Origin of the sequence: Corynebacterium sp. 045007, assembly GCF_040743205.1 — a bacterium.
Taxonomy (GTDB): domain Bacteria; phylum Actinomycetota; class Actinomycetes; order Mycobacteriales; family Mycobacteriaceae; genus Corynebacterium; species Corynebacterium jeikeium_D.
The window spans coordinates 72,119-84,607 of record NZ_JBFLKW010000002.1; the positions used below are offsets into that span (position 1 = coordinate 72,119).

At 57.8% G+C, this 12,489-nt stretch carries 12 protein-coding genes; 4 read left to right on the plus strand and 8 right to left on the minus strand.

What is annotated here, in order from left to right; genetic code table 11:
- Positions 1-10: 10 nt before the first annotated feature.
- Positions 11-628, minus strand: a complete 618-nt coding sequence (locus tag AB1Z34_RS01625; protein ID WP_016421558.1) for a trimeric intracellular cation channel family protein — start codon at positions 626-628, stop codon at positions 11-13.
- 99 nt (positions 629-727) lie between these two features.
- Entirely contained in the window at positions 728-1,576 is an 849-nt protein-coding gene (locus AB1Z34_RS01630) for a carbon-nitrogen hydrolase family protein (RefSeq protein ID WP_070602406.1), read from the minus strand.
- Positions 1,577-1,719: 143 nt separating this feature from the next.
- Here AB1Z34_RS01630 and AB1Z34_RS01635 point away from each other — a divergent pair, with 143 nt between their 5' ends.
- A complete protein-coding gene (locus AB1Z34_RS01635; protein WP_070549985.1) occupies positions 1,720-2,037 on the plus strand; it encodes a hypothetical protein in 318 nt (105 codons plus the stop codon).
- Positions 2,025-3,587, plus strand: a complete 1,563-nt coding sequence (locus AB1Z34_RS01640) for an alpha/beta hydrolase (protein ID WP_367157797.1) — start codon at positions 2,025-2,027, stop codon at positions 3,585-3,587. The genes AB1Z34_RS01635 and AB1Z34_RS01640 overlap by 13 nt, the downstream gene beginning before the upstream one ends.
- Positions 3,588-3,695: 108 nt before the next feature.
- Here AB1Z34_RS01640 and AB1Z34_RS01645 read toward each other — a convergent pair whose 3' ends face one another.
- Genes AB1Z34_RS01645 through dnaK form a run of 4 tightly spaced genes read right to left on the minus strand, consistent with a single transcriptional unit; the run spans position 3,696 to position 7,794 of the window.
- On the minus strand, positions 3,696-4,106 hold the full coding sequence (locus AB1Z34_RS01645) for a helix-turn-helix transcriptional regulator (RefSeq protein ID WP_070601024.1): 411 nt from the start codon (positions 4,104-4,106) through the stop codon (positions 3,696-3,698).
- Positions 4,106-5,302 carry a molecular chaperone DnaJ gene (gene dnaJ, locus AB1Z34_RS01650; RefSeq protein WP_005511752.1) on the minus strand — a complete coding sequence of 399 codons (1,197 nt, stop codon included), beginning with the start codon at positions 5,300-5,302 and terminating at the stop codon, positions 4,106-4,108. The genes AB1Z34_RS01645 and dnaJ overlap by 1 nt, the downstream gene beginning before the upstream one ends.
- A 60-nt stretch (positions 5,303-5,362) precedes the next feature.
- The gene (gene grpE, locus AB1Z34_RS01655) at positions 5,363-5,950 is read right to left on the minus strand and encodes a nucleotide exchange factor GrpE (protein ID WP_016421563.1); all 588 of its coding nucleotides are present in this window, start codon (positions 5,948-5,950) and stop codon (positions 5,363-5,365) included.
- A gap of 2 nt (positions 5,951-5,952) precedes the next feature.
- Positions 5,953-7,794, minus strand: a complete 1,842-nt coding sequence (gene dnaK / locus AB1Z34_RS01660) for a molecular chaperone DnaK (protein WP_048734453.1) — start codon at positions 7,792-7,794, stop codon at positions 5,953-5,955.
- 518 nt (positions 7,795-8,312) lie between these two features.
- Here dnaK and AB1Z34_RS01665 point away from each other — a divergent pair.
- Complete coding sequence (locus AB1Z34_RS01665) at positions 8,313-9,044, plus strand: YcnI family protein (RefSeq protein WP_049171733.1); 732 nt, start codon at positions 8,313-8,315, stop codon at positions 9,042-9,044.
- Positions 9,045-9,321: 277 nt separating this feature from the next.
- Here the strand turns inward: AB1Z34_RS01665 and AB1Z34_RS01670 are convergent, their stop codons facing one another.
- Positions 9,322-10,086, minus strand: coding sequence for a cyclase family protein (locus AB1Z34_RS01670; RefSeq protein ID WP_049171735.1), 765 nt, complete (start codon positions 10,084-10,086; stop codon positions 9,322-9,324).
- 246 nt (positions 10,087-10,332) lie between these two features.
- Between AB1Z34_RS01670 and AB1Z34_RS01675 the strand changes: the two genes are divergently transcribed.
- Positions 10,333-11,109, plus strand: a complete 777-nt coding sequence (locus AB1Z34_RS01675) for an enoyl-CoA hydratase (protein WP_049193758.1) — start codon at positions 10,333-10,335, stop codon at positions 11,107-11,109.
- A 6-nt stretch (positions 11,110-11,115) separates the two neighbouring features.
- On the opposite strand, the gene AB1Z34_RS01680 is transcribed toward AB1Z34_RS01675, so the two are convergent.
- The gene (locus AB1Z34_RS01680; protein ID WP_049189446.1) at positions 11,116-11,724 is read right to left on the minus strand and encodes a YdcF family protein; all 609 of its coding nucleotides are present in this window, start codon (positions 11,722-11,724) and stop codon (positions 11,116-11,118) included.
- Between the last annotated feature and the right edge of the window lie 765 nt (positions 11,725-12,489).

The following is a 12,489-nucleotide window of genomic DNA, read 5'->3' on the forward strand; positions in this document are numbered from 1 at the left end:
GTACTGTGTTTTAATCGCGCCCCTGATAGTCAAATACCGGCAGCGACCAGCCACGCCAAAGCGCCGCTAGTCGAATGAACAGTGCGGACAGCACCGCACAGATGATGTTGATGTTCTCGTGCAGGCCAACCATGTCGAGCACGTAGTAAAGCGTCGCCGCGACGACTGCGATGGAGGCATAGAGCTCCTTTTGAAACACCAGCGGGACGCGGTCACACATCAGGTCGCGGAGCACACCTCCAAACGCACCGGTAAGAACGGCGCCGACAATAGCGATGATGACGCCGTGCCCCATTTCCATGGCCACGCGGGCACCAATGATGGAAAACGCCGACAAGCCGATTGCGTCAGCGACCAAGAACACGACCCGAAAGTGCTTCATCAGGAAGTCGGCCAACAGCACCGTAATCAGTGCTGCACCGACGATAACCAGCAAATATTGCGGGCTTGCAACCCACACCAACGGATAGTGACCGAGAATGACATCGCGCAGGGTACCGCCGCCGATAGCAGTCATGCACGCAATTGTTGAAACTCCAAAGAGATCCATGCGCATTCGACCGGCCGCTAGTGCGCCGGTGACGCCTTCAGCCGTAATTCCGATGACCCAGAGGATGTGGAGCAGCATGATAAGAAATATAAATGACTTCGCCCGAATCGGTAGAACTATAGGCTAATATCCCGCAATCTTCGCCCCCTCGACTCGGCCCTCTTCATCGCTTCCCAGCTAGCCCTGATCGCGAATCTCCAGCACCGGAATCGAGCGACGAATCCGCTCCACCTCCGCTATATCCACATCGGCCACAAGCAACTGCGGGTCGTAGCCCGCCGAGGCAATAACTCCGCCGTCCGCATTGACCAACATGGAGTGCCCCGCGCCGGTCGGCCCCTCATCTTTCCCCGCGGCCTTCGCCCCATCAGGCCGGGCCGCATCGACTGCCGCAATCACACAAGTGCTATCCAGTGCGCGTGCCGACACCAGCGTCTGCCACTGCCTTACCTTGCCCGGGCCGTCATTCCACGATGCAGGCAGCGCGATGACCTCTGCGCCCAGGTTGGCCAGTTGAATGAATTGCTCCGGGAACCTGATGTCAAAGCATGTCGCAAGACCGAGGGCGACCGACGATCCGTCGGCAAGCGGGACATCACAGACCACGTGCGCGTTGCCCGGCGCGACAGTATCCGATTCGCGAAACCCAAAAGCGTCGAAGAGGTGGAGTTTGTCGTAGAACTCGACACCGGGGCCGTCCTCATCACGCCAAGCCAGAAGCAGCGAGTTGAAGACGCGGTGCATCGTCTTACCGTCGCGTTCCACTTCATCTGCCGGGCGGAACATGCCGACCACCACGCTGATTCCGGCATCGTGAGCGGCCTGCGAGACCTCCGCTACGAACCTATCGCTGCTGGACTCCGCCACGACATCCAGGCGACCGGAATTGAACGCCTTCATCGTGGCCTCGGGGAAAACCACCAAATCGGCGTTGTCCTGTGCTGCCCGCGCGATAGTCACCTTCACCGCGTCCAGATTCTCTTCAACCGACGCTGACAATTCCAACTGAGCCAGTGCAATACGCATGCCTAAATGCTACCGACTACCCCGGATTGACCGCCCTGAAGTTATCCACAGCGCGGCTTCCTGCGTTGCTTCCGCTCAGAGTTATCCACAGTTCGCTGAAGATGGTCTTCCGCTGCCTTACTCCACCCAGCAGAATCAAAAACATGGCCGAACACATCACAGTAAACCCAGCTCAACTATCCGCCTTAAGCCGTTCCTACCAGCAGATTTCCACTCGTATTGATGGCCTTTCCACCATCGTCGCAGCTGCCCCAGGAAGCGCCGAGCTCACCTCTGCCCTGCCCGGTTCACGGATTGTCCCCGCTGTCTCCACTACTTGTGGGAAGTGGTCGGAATCATTGCTTGCCGCGTGCACAAACATCGACGTTATTGCGCAGGCTGCCGATGCCCTCGCTGTCAGCGCTCTCGCGCACGAGCATGACCAGTCCGCCGCCTTGGAAAAGCTGTCATGGTCACGGTAGGCGAAGCACTGCTGTGGCATGTGGATTCGCTGGAGACGCTTGCCCGGGCACTGCGTTCCGGGGCACGCGCCCTCGCCGATTCCGCCGACAGTTCCCAGGGCGCACTCAACGCGCTCTCAGAGGACGACTTCGCCGGCGACAACCGCAGCGCCGCCGAGATTTCTGTCACCCACAGCTCCACGCGTCTACGCCGGAGCAGTGTCGCGCTCGAACGTCTCGCCGCCTGCTGCAGCGACACCGCCGCCATGCTTAACGACGTCATCCGCGAACTTACCGACGCGGTAAACCAGGCAACCAACCTGGGGTTTCAGGTGAACCTGGGTTCTGGTGCGGTGACTCCGCCGGAGGGCATGCTGTCCACGATTGCGCGCAGCCTCGTTCATCCCAAAATTCCTGCCGGGCCTTTCACCATGGCTGAATGGCGTGCAACCTCGCAGCTTCGGATTCAGTCGGCCTTGGCTGAGCTCAACCGACTCGATGAGAAGGCTGCGGGCACAATCTCAGCTCTTTCACCACTGGTGGCAAGCGGAGTTAGTGGCTCGGGCAGATTGCAGCCATCGCAGGCTGGCAGCGGTACTGGCAGCACTACCGACAGAGGGCTTGACGGTGGTTGGGACTTGGAAGTTGGGAGCGGATTGACTGGAGTGTATTCGAGTAGACCGCTATCGGAGATAGACGCTGCCATGTCCGCTCGCGCCCGGGCTTTGGGGCTGCCTCCTGGACAACTATTGGAGTCCTCGCCTGGACATTCTGCGATTGCGTTCGGTGACGTTGAGCGAGCATCGACTGTGATTACTCTCGTCCCCGGCACCAGCTCTAGCGCGGAGGACGCTAGCAGGCAGTTCGAGCGCGTAGCCGCGACCTTCCACGCCGCCGGTGAAGATCCGGAGGATGTGGCGGTGGTGTTGTTTTCCTATGACGCGCCGCCCGACCTCCGTGAGGCCATACGCACCGAGTATCACAATTTTGCCGCTGAGCGGCTGCAGCATTTGCAAGCTGGTTTGATTGAACGTTCCGGTGGTGTCGATAGTGGTGACACTGCGATTGCCGGTGGCATTACTAGCCACGGCACGTCTTCTACTCAGCGGCACGTTGTTGCCGGCTATAGCTATGGGGCGACGGTGGTCTCGCAGGCTTCCCTTGGTAGTGGCCTCTACGCGGATAGGGTGCTGCTCATAGCTCCGCCAGGTGTTGGCCCCGGACTGGAGCGCGCAAACGACATGAAACTACTCAAGCCGGACGGAACAGTCCGACCCGAAGATGAAAATAGCCACCGTGTGGCAGTGGCGACGTCCCCGATGGACCCCATTCGTATTCCTGCCGAACTGGGGATTCATGGGAAAAACCCAGCGGATAAGGATTTCGGCGCGTACACACTCAACCTGAGTGAGCGTGGCCTGTCCATGCGAGATTTGACCGATTTCATGGTCACTCCCGTGCAGGATATTCCTCAAAAGTATCGGCACGTTCAGGGCAACCCGCACATCGAACACTACTTTGACGACGAAGTTTTCACCCGCGAGACCAACCGGTGGCTAACTGACAGCTGACCGGTGTCTCAGATCAGCGGTTGCTAATCCACGGCCAAAATTAACAAGCCAAGAGAAAACGGACTAACCAGCCAACGCTGCTTAGTCCGTTCAATCAGCCGTGTGGGATTATCCTTCCGCACCGCGGTTGTCTTTGTGCCTACGTCGTGTGCGCGGCTCCCACATCACCACTGCCGTAGAGCGTGGGACGTGAACCAGTTCGCCTCGCGAACGACGAGCCTGTGCCTTTGCTTGATAGAGCTGCTCTCGCAGTTCTGCATTTTCCTGCTCAAGCGAATCCACCCGCTCAGTCAGGTCGATGATGGCCTTAATACCGGCCAGGTTGACGCCGTCTTCCTGACTCAGACGCTGAATCTCACGCAGCAGCGCCACATCGCGTTTGGTGTAGCGCCGACCTCCGCCGGAGGTTCGCTGCGGAGTTACCAACCCGAGTCGGTCATAATTGCGCAGCGTCTGCGCATGCATGCCCGCGAGATTCGCGGCTACGGATATGACATAGACCTCAGTGTTGTCGGACATTATTTCGCACCTGCCCAACCCTCACGAGGATTGAACCCGCTGGCACGTTCCGCTTCGACGTAGGAGCGCAATGCCGAAGTGGCATTGTCGTCCAAATTGGTCGGCACCTTCACACGCACGGTTACCAGCAGGTCACCCGGAGTGCCATTGCGCTTCGGGATTCCTCGACCGCGCACACGCAGTGTTCGGCCATCGGCTGTGCCAGCCGGGACACGCACGCGAATCTTGTCACCCAACGTCGGCACGGTAATGGTGCCGCCGAGTGCGAGCTCGCCGAAGCTCACGGGCACCGTGACCTCAAGGTCGTTGCCGCTGCGGGTGAAGACTTCATCCGGGCGAACATGAACGGTGACAAAGAGGTCACCGGCCGGACGTCCCCGCAGTCCCGCTTCACCTTGGCCCGCAAGACGGACCTTCTGGCCGTCCACCACACCTGCGGGGACGCGAACGGTGATGGTACGACGGCGGGTGGTCACACCGGTGCCGTTACACTGCGAGCAAGGGTTCTCGATGCGAGTGCCCTGGCCACCACAGTCCGCACACGGACTGGAGAAGCCGAAGGCCCCCTTTTGCTCCTTGACATATCCCGAACCATGACAGGTGGTACACGTCACCGGTGAGGTTCCCGGCGCTGCACCCGAACCATTGCAGTTCGTGCATGGCGACGGGTTGGTGAGCTGCAGCGGGATGGTGACACCTTGGGCAGCCTCGCGGAAATCGAGCGTAATCTCTGTCTCCACATCCGCACCACGGCGGGCCTTCTGCCGCCCGGCAGCACCAGCGCCACCATTGCGGTTTACGAAGCCGCCCAGGAAATCACCTAGGCCACCTGCACCACCAGCATTGCCACCGAATCCGGCACCTCCGCCGAAGAGATCCGACACGTCGAAGTCGAATCCACGTGCACCGGCAGCACCGGCTCCGCCGGCACCTGCGGCACCGGGGAATCGGAAACCACCTGCGAGAGCTGCACGCAGCTCATCGTATTCGCGGCGCTTGTCCTCGTCACCGACCACCGAGTATGCCTCGGAGATTCGCTTGAACTTATCTTCAGCGGCCTTGTTACCCGGGTTCTTGTCCGGGTGGTTCTCCCGGGCTAACTTGCGGTAGGCCTTTTTAATCTCGTCGAGTGACGCAGACTTAGAGACGCCCAAGTCAGCGTAATAGTCCTTATCTGCCCATTCCCGTTGAGTCATGGTGCATCTCCTCCTTTCAGAAAAACTAATTCAAAGAAATCTGCGTCACTTGTGTCTCCGCTACTGCGGATCGCCGATGATTACCATCGCCGTACGAATGACACGGTCATTAATTCGGTAGCCCTTGCGCAGCACATTGGCTAGAACCTTGTCATCCCCTTCAGAGAGATCCTGGACAGCCTCGTGGATGTCCGGGTTGAACTCCTCTCCTGCGGCACCAAATTCCTCAACACCCTGTGCGGTCAGCACGCCACGGAATTTATCCGCGAAAGCCTTCAGCGGCGTGCCGTCTGCCAAGTCGCCGTGCTCTTCAGCCCGGTCGAGGTCATCAGCCAAAACCAGCAGCTCTCCAGCCAGCTTTGCCTTCGCCTGTACGCGCTCGGCTTCACGGTCTCGGTCAACTCGACGACGGTAGTTTGCGAACTCCGCCGACAGGCGCTGCAGGTCCTCCGTGCGCTCATCCAACTCACGCTGGATGGCTGCAACTGGGTCTGCAGCTTCCTCCGCGGCGGTGTCGCCGGCGGCACCTTCGGTCGCCGGCTCCACGTCGTCGTCAAGCTTGGCCTGCTCGAAGACCTCGTTGACCTGATCGGCCAGGTTGGCCGGCTCCTCCGGGGTGGGCTGGTTTCCCTGATCCTGGTCAGTCATTCTTACTTGTCCTTCTCGTCCTCGTCGACGACCTCAGCGTCAACGACGTTGTCGTCAGCGTCAGCGGCCTCAGCACCCTCGGCTGCGGTTGCACCCTCAGCTGCCTGAGCCTCGTAGATAGCCTTACCCATCTCCTGGCTCTCGGTGGACAGCTTCTCGACGGCGGACTTGATGGCCTCGATGTCGGAGCCCTTCAGAGCCTCGTCGACTTCCTTGGCGGCCTCTTCAACGCGGTCGCGGATGTCCTGGGAAACCTTGTCCTCGTTCTCCGATGCGAACTTGCGGGTCTGGTAAGCCATGGACTCAGCCGAGTTGCGGACTTCCTGCTCCTCGCGGCGCTTCTTGTCCTCGTCAGCGTGCTTCTCAGCGTCCTTGATCATCTGGTCGATCTCCTCCTTGGAGAGGCCGGAGCCGTCCTGGATGGTGATCGTGTTTTCCTTACCAGTGCCCTTGTCCTTAGCGGTGACGTGGACAATGCCGTTGGCGTCGATGTCGAAGGTGACCTCAATCTGCGGGACACCACGCGGTGCCGGAGCGATACCGCCCAGCTCGAAAGAGCCCAGCAGCTTGTTAGCTGCAGCCATCTCACGCTCGCCCTGGAAGACCTGAATCTGAACGCTCGGCTGGTTGTCTTCAGCAGTGGTGAAGGTCTCCGAACGCTTGGTCGGGATAGTGGTGTTGCGTTCGATCAGCTTGGTCATGACACCGCCCTTGGTCTCAATACCCAGCGACAGCGGGGTGACGTCGAGCAGCAGCACGTCCTTGACCTCACCGCGCAGAACGCCGGCCTGCAGAGCAGCACCAACTGCGACAACCTCGTCCGGGTTAACGCCCTTGTTCGGCTCACGACCACCGGTCAGTTCCTTGACCAGCTCGGAGACTGCCGGCATACGGGTGGAACCACCGACCAGCACGACGTGGTCAATGTCGGAAACCGAAACATCAGCGTCAGCAATGACCTGCTGGAACGGCTTACGAGTGCGGTCAAGCAAATCAGAGGTGATGCGCTGGAACTCAGTACGGGACAGGGTCTCGTCCAGGAACAGCGGGTTCTTGTCAGCATCAACGGTGATGTACGGCAGGTTGATAGATGCCTGCTGCGAGGAGGACAGCTCAATCTTGGCCTTCTCAGCAGCCTCACGCAGACGCTGCAGAGCCATCTTGTCCTTGGTCAGGTCAATGCCGTTGCTGGACTGGAACTTCTCAACCAACCAGTCAACGATGCGCTGATCCCAGTCATCGCCACCGAGCTTGTTGTCACCAGCAGTTGCGCGAACCTCAACAACACCGTCGCCGATCTCCAGCAGGGAGACGTCGAAGGTACCGCCACCGAGGTCGAAGACCAGAATGGTCTGCTCCTTGTCGGACTTCTCCAGACCGTAAGCAAGTGCAGCAGCAGTCGGCTCATTGACAATGCGCAGGACGTTCAGGCCAGCAATCTGACCCGCTTCCTTGGTTGCCTGACGCTCAGCGTCGTTGAAGTAAGCCGGAACGGTAATAACCGCATCAGTGACGTCGTCACCCAGGTAAGACTCAGCGTCGCGCTTCAGCTTCATCAGCGTACGAGCGGAAATCTCCTGCGGAGTGTACTTCTTGTCATCAATCTCGATGCTCCAGTCAGTACCCATGTGGCGCTTGACCGAACGAATAGTGCGATCAACGTTAGTGACAGCCTGGTTCTTAGCGGACTGGCCAACCAGGACCTCACCATTCTTTGCAAATGCAACCACCGACGGAGTGGTGCGCGAACCCTCAGCGTTCGCAATCACCTGAGCCTCGCCGCCCTCGAGGACGGAGACACAGGAGTTCGTCGTACCCAAGTCAATACCAACAGCGCGTCCCATGATGAACACCTTTCTAGAAGAGTAAAAGAATTGCCCTTAAGTCTTACGCGCTCAAGTCTGCATTGCCGTAGAAAATATGTCAAGCAAACTTGAGTGTGTCCGACTCAATGTTTGTCATGCTATGCAACGGACTATGGGACAAAGTTATTCCAACCCGACTCAACTTTTCTAAAAAAACCGTCATCACCGCAGGTCACCGCGATAAAAGATTTTTACAAGACTATGCTCTAAAGCCACTCACGGTAGCCGACAGCGCAATTTTCTATACAGAATCCTGCCTCTGGACTCCAGGGGGACAAAGAATTTCCTAGCACTAGCCCTGGGAACTTTCCTGCACAGCGAACCGACTAATCCCCTGACGTGTTTTGCAGCCACCGGCTCATCAACAGGCCATGCCCTTGTTACCCCATGGCCTGACACCGAATCAGCTCTGGCGGCTCCACTAATACATGTCTAAATTCTCCCCATTTACGGGGCGATTGAGCCAAGAATTCATCCCACTTATTTAGGAGTTTTTCGTGCCTCAGAATGCACAGCGACACCATTTCCCCTTTTTCCGTGGGCTCGCAGTAGCGTCGGCAAGCGCCGCACTAACCCTCGCCTTCCCTGCCATTGCATCCGCACATGTGCATGCAACCCCGTCGTCTGCCCCGATTGGCGGCTACGCGGATCTGGCTTTCGGGGTCGGCCATGGCTGCGACGGTTCGCCGACGACGAAGGTCGAGTTCACCATCCCGGAGGAGTTCGAAAAGGTTACGCCGAACGTGAACGCGAACTGGGATGTCACCAAGGAGTCGACCGGCTCTGGCAAGAATGAAAAGGTGCAGAAGGTCATCTACACCGCAAAGACTCCACTGCCGTCGGACCTGAAGGATTCTCTGACGCTCAGCGTGAAGGTGGCTGATGACGCAAAGCCGTCGACAGTTGAGGTGCCGACGCTGCAAACCTGTGAAAAGGGTTCGATGAACTGGGCTGAAAAGGACCACGATAGTGACTACCCGGTTCCAACTGTGGAGCTGATTGAGAAGTCGGAAGACAATGAACATAGCCACGGCCACGACCACAGCCACAACCATGGCACCAGCGAGACAAACCACGGCGATAGCCGCTCAGACGACGTGGAGCATTCCGCAGCTGCTACCAGCGAGGATTCGAGCAGCACGCTTGGCGGCTGGGGCCTGGGGCTCGGCCTCGTGGGCGCGCTGACCGGTATTGCCGCATTGGTAGTTTCACTGCGTAAGCGAGGTTAAGACCACAGGCGGATTGCCACTCGGGAATCCGCCTTCACCGCGGCACTGCCGCCCATGCCTTCACAGAGCTCACCCCATGCGAGCACATAGAGCCGGCCGATCTTGACAATGCACGCCGGAGGATAATCCGTGCTGTCGGCTCGTCGTTTCGGTCGACGCAGTGAACGGACAATGCAAAGCTCTCAAACAATGACGGCTGAATCACGCATCTAGGCTCGGATTGAGTTAGGCGAAGCTTTATGGCGTATTCGAAAACCGTTCGAAGGCAGTGGGAGGATTACACTGGCAAAACAGCAAAAACTCGAGCTGGGAACCCCGTCCCATCCTTTGGCTTCGGCCAGGAGGCAACCACGAGAGCCCCCGTTTCCGGCACCTGGTCGAGCCCAGCCAGAAGTTCAATCTGCCATCGGTCACGCCCTAATAGATAGAGTTCCGTCGGCAAGCTGCCACCATGAGCCACGATGCCGGGGTCCGTATCAGTGGTCTCGTGCCCAATCGCCACAACGCCACGGTTGTCTATCAACCATTCGACAACCTCAACGTTCCATCCTGGGTAGTGAGTCACGCCCTCTTCATCCGCATTGGCCATTGCCTCAGCGTCAGGCCACCGCTTTGACCAGTCACTGCGAAATGCGACAAATGCACCGCCCGGAATCAAACCATTGCGTTCCTCCCACGCCTCGACATCAGCAATCGAAGGGGAGAAATCATTATCCCGAGCGACTTCAGCAGTGAAATCTAGGACGACCAAAGGCAGGATCATCTGCTCGACGCCAATATTGTCAAGAGTTCTCGTCTCTTGGACGAAATGCACAGGCGGATCCACATGCGTACCCCACTGGCCAACAAACTGATACTGGTCGATTTCAAATCCATGCTCAGCAACGGTGAAAAGCCGTGTTCGCTGTTCGTCGGGAAGCGCAGGGAATTTCGGCTGACCGGCGTGAAACGCGTGAGTCAAGTCAACATAGGTGTGGTTTTCCCGAAGCTTGCGAGCAATGTCCCATAGTTCGTGCGTGTTTGCGGTGTTCTTGTTCGACATAAAGCGAAGTATATAGACAAAGCTGTCTAGTTAGCCAATATGGCCACCGGCACATCGAGCACTAAAAGACACCAACTCGCCCCACCCTGCACCTATCAGCTCAAACAGCCTGACGACACCCGCTACCGCAGGTACCCTCGCATACAGGAAAGACTTTTCAAGCCGCAGCCACGTTCTTCAGATTTTGGAATTGCGGGCTACATACACAACTTTCACCAAACTCAAGCCATCCCAAAGGAGTATCTAATGACCACCTACGAAAACATCCTTACCGAAACCCGAGGTCGCGTCGGCATTATCACCCTGAACCGCCCGAAGGCACTGAACGCCCTGAACCACAAGACCATGGAAGAGATCGGCGCAGCAGCCACCGCTTTCGACAACGACTCGGGAATCGGCGCGATTATCATCACCGGCTCCGAGAAGGCGTTTGCCGCAGGTGCGGACATTAAGGAGATGGCGGACAAGTCCGGCACCGAGATGTATGTCTCTGACTGGTTCGCACGTTGGGATGTTCTGACTTCCGTCCGCACTCCAGTTATCGCCGCCGTCAACGGCTACGCCCTGGGCGGTGGCTGCGAGGTCGCTATGATGGCGGACTTCATCATCGCTGGCGCTAAGGCCAAGTTCGGTCAGCCTGAGGTCAACCTCGGCATCTCTCCGGGCATGGGCGGCTCGCAGCGTCTCACCCGCGCAATCGGCAAGGCTAAGGCAATGGAGATGTGCCTCACCGGCCGCATGATGGGTGCCGAGGAAGCTGAGTGCGCAGGTCTGGTCGCCCGCGTCGTCGAGCCGGACGCGCTTCTCGACGAGGCCCTGAAAGTCGCCGACACCATTGCGTCGAAGTCTCTGGTTGCCACTACCCAGATTAAGGAACAGATCAACCAGGCCTACGAAATGACGCTGTCGCAGGGACTGCTCTTTGAGCGTCGCACCTTCCACTCCCTGTTCTCCTCCAATGACCAGAAGGAAGGCATGGCCGCTTTCACTGAAAAGCGCGAGGCAAACTTCACCAATTCCTAGAAACTGCTAGTTCACAGTCGACGGGACTGCCAGCCACAGAGCCGAGTTGTCGGCGGCAGCATAGGTGTCTCGTGCACGCGGTGTGTGCGTTGGAGAAGTCACAATGACAGCAGCACGAACGCCACGGGCTCCCGATCCTGCAAGGTATGCAGTGCCTGCCGCGTTTTCAACGGTGGAGTCTGAGTTTGTTTCCATCGTGATTCGTCGCTTCCACACTCCCATAGATGCAAGCGCATCACGCATGTACTCAGCCTCAGTCTGGCAGCCCGGCCGAGTACGACCACCCGTGACGACGACCGGGTTAAGCGGATGACGCAGCGCCAGCGAACGTGCAGTTTCCAATCGGGACGTCAACACAGCAGGAGCACTGCAGTCGGGATTGAGACGGGCCCCGAGCACAATAATCGGCACCTGAGGATCAAGTAACGCAGTCTCCGCAGCTGCACGTCCGACCGGGGAAACCACCACTGGAGTCGCAAGCGAGCTATTGAACGCCTTGACTGCGACTGCACTGACCGGATTGGCGTTTGCCACTGCGCCCGAGCCAAAGACCGCACTCGCAGTAAGAATAAGGCCAGCTCCAGCCATAGCGATTGCACGGAAAGATCGCGCCATTAAAGTCCCTCTCAAGAAAAGTGGCACGGAAAAATCCATACCCCACATGCCATTTAGAATCAGGCGGATAAATCCGCAGTATCACGCCGCTAATACTAGGCGCTACACAAAATGGCGCCTACATAAGAATTACGCGGGGGTGGCCAGGCACTCTCTTCGCCACCAAAATAGCACGCCGCCTACCAGGTAAATTGCGGACGTAGAGGCTTTTAAATCCACTTGGGATTCATAAAAGTGAGTTACATTTAATGACTTTTTCGTTAACTGCCAGCAAATCCCGGGATCCAATAGCAAATTATCCACCAAAACACAGGTACAGAAGTCACTATTGTTATTTAAGTTAAGGATGTAACGCATGTGAATAGATGTCCGCTTCAGTCAATCTTCAAAAATCAACACGCCACCGAACATCTTCTCCACCTCGCAACACAGCCCCACCCCTGCACTCCAGCACTACCCCCACAATGCGTCCGCAAAACATCGAATCGACAACACTCGACAACTACATACACGCAACTCCGCCGCCACTTCCGCCTACAAATGCGTGACGACGAAAGTGCCGCGCGCCGTCGTCAAGCGAAGGCGTCAACCCCCTCGAACCCCTCTCGAATAAAACAACGATTTTTTTGCGTAATTCGTCAAATAACCGCTGGTTACACCGTGTATCGATGAATTCAGCACTATTTTGCACATTAGTTAGGTAAGCGTCCGCGGCTCGTGATAGAACTCACAAGAGAACTATTTTCACTCAGCCATCACCCTGGC

Coding starts and splice junctions, on each gene's coding strand:
- AB1Z34_RS01625 (WP_016421558.1), bottom strand. CDS start 628: ATGCTGCTCCACATCCTCTGGGTCATCGGAATTACGGCTGAAGGCGTC.
- AB1Z34_RS01630 (WP_070602406.1), bottom strand. CDS start 1,576: ATGCGTATTGCACTGGCTCAGTTGGAATTGTCAGCGTCGGTTGAAGAG.
- AB1Z34_RS01635 (WP_070549985.1), top strand. CDS start 1,720: ATGGCCGAACACATCACAGTAAACCCAGCTCAACTATCCGCCTTAAGC.
- AB1Z34_RS01640 (WP_367157797.1), top strand. CDS start 2,025: ATGGTCACGGTAGGCGAAGCACTGCTGTGGCATGTGGATTCGCTGGAG.
- AB1Z34_RS01645 (WP_070601024.1), bottom strand. CDS start 4,106: ATGTCCGACAACACTGAGGTCTATGTCATATCCGTAGCCGCGAATCTC.
- dnaJ (WP_005511752.1), bottom strand. CDS start 5,302: ATGACTCAACGGGAATGGGCAGATAAGGACTATTACGCTGACTTGGGC.
- grpE (WP_016421563.1), bottom strand. CDS start 5,950: ATGACTGACCAGGATCAGGGAAACCAGCCCACCCCGGAGGAGCCGGCC.
- dnaK (WP_048734453.1), bottom strand. CDS start 7,794: ATGGGACGCGCTGTTGGTATTGACTTGGGTACGACGAACTCCTGTGTC.
- AB1Z34_RS01670 (WP_049171735.1), bottom strand. CDS start 10,086: ATGTCGAACAAGAACACCGCAAACACGCACGAACTATGGGACATTGCT.
- AB1Z34_RS01675 (WP_049193758.1), top strand. CDS start 10,333: ATGACCACCTACGAAAACATCCTTACCGAAACCCGAGGTCGCGTCGGC.
- AB1Z34_RS01680 (WP_049189446.1), bottom strand. CDS start 11,724: ATGGCGCGATCTTTCCGTGCAATCGCTATGGCTGGAGCTGGCCTTATT.